Source organism: Corynebacterium sp. HMSC05C01 (assembly GCF_001807155.1).
GTDB classification, from domain to species: Bacteria; Actinomycetota; Actinomycetes; order Mycobacteriales; family Mycobacteriaceae; genus Corynebacterium; species Corynebacterium coyleae.
On record NZ_KV787960.1, the window covers coordinates 1 to 1,628 of the forward strand.

The window sequence follows — 1,628 nt, forward strand, 5'->3', positions numbered from 1 at the left end:
AGAGTTAACACCCTCGTACCACTGCGCATAGACCTTCACACCCGCAAGGCCCTTGCCAGAATCCTGAACGCTAGCGAATCCAATACCAGCTTGAACGATCCCCTTGACAGAACCGGAAATCGTGCCCTTTTGATCAGCCTCACCAGGCGAATGGATCGCATCCGCATACGCTTCAACATCCGAAGCCGGCGTCTCGGCAGGAGGCTTCGGCGTATCCGCATTCTGCTCAGCCTCAGCAGCAGGGTTCTCCTGCGCGAATGCCACCGGCTGCGCCAGCGGCGCAACCAACGCAAACGACAACGCAGCCGCAGCAACCGACGTACCACGACGACGAGCAATGTAATTCTTCTTCATGCAAACGCCCCTTCGAGCGATGTAGTCAGGGATTGGCGTAGCAGGGTCTTCTAAATATTCGATACGCCTGTAACCGTGAAAATTCTACCCAACTTACAAGCACTATGCAGGTGAAACGCAAGATTTTCAGGGAAATAAAGGCACTATCGTGCTTGCTGTTCGCGCGGCAATCGTCGCTAATGGCTAATGCAAAAACACTATTGCCCCCGCATTCCTAACGAGGGGAATGCGGGGGCAACAGTCAGTTAGCTAGAACCTAGTTCTGCTTCGGAGCCTTCGGAGTATTCGTCGGCTTCTTCTGCTCCTCCTTGGAGGAACCAGCGTAGGTCTTGCCGGAAGAACCCTTCAGTTCCAGGTCCTTCACGGAAGAGCCGCCACCGTTCGGGGAGCAGTTGTCGTAGATGATCGTGCCGGCGAGGATGCCAGCGGCGATCAGAGCCAGACCACCTGCAACCGTAGCGAGGTCAGTGCCGTACTGGCCGAGCTTCGCGTTGATTGCGTCCACCTGGGTAGCCAGCTGCGGGTTGAAGATACCCAGCTGCTGCTGGATCTGGGTGTTGGCGTTCTGAATCTGTGCGTTCGCCTGAGCAGCGAAGTCGGACAGACCCGGGATCTCCAACTGGGTAGCCAGACCGATCGGCAGGAGCGCGATCAGCGGCAGACCGAAGCCAACAGCCGATGCGACACACTTGCCAGTGTCGATGCCGACCTTCTCGGTCGTCTTATTACCAACCCCGTCTGCAACGGTGACCTCATCGCCAGTCTTCAGATCCAGACCGGCCGGAACATCCACAGACCACTTGCCGTCCTTGCCGGTCTTGGTCTTAGCAGTCTTGCCGTTCGGGAAGGTGACGATGATGTCCTCACCCTCACGATCACCGGTACCGGAGATCTTCTTGTCGCCCGGCTTGATCTCGTTCACCTTCGGAGCAGTCTTGTCCTCAACCGTGACATCGGTCGGGTTGCCCGCCTCGTCAGTGACCGTGATCTTGTCACCGTGGTTCAGGTCCGTACCTTCCGGAACGTCAACAGACCAGTTGCCGTCCTTATCGGTGGTCACCTCCTTCTTGGTGCCATCCGGGAAGGTCACCGTGATCTTCGAGTCCGGACGGTTGTCCTTACCAGTGATCTTCTTATCACCAGGCTTGACCGGATCCACAGTCGGAGCTTCGGTATCCGGGATGTCACCCTCATCAGCCGGGTTAGAACCCTTCTCGATCTCGTCCTTGTTCGAGATACCGTCACCGTCGAAGTCACCGTCCGGATCCAGCAAG

1 protein-coding gene and 1 pseudogene are annotated in these 1,628 nt (G+C 57.1%); both read right to left on the minus strand.

The features are described from left to right. Positions 1-354, minus strand: a 354-nt coding sequence (locus HMPREF3145_RS07545) for a hypothetical protein (RefSeq protein ID WP_210384174.1), incomplete at its 3' end; no start/stop codon positions are given. 256 nt (positions 355-610) lie between these two features. Further along, positions 611-1,628 (minus strand): annotated as a pseudogene (locus HMPREF3145_RS07550) (hypothetical protein); the annotation flags it as partial.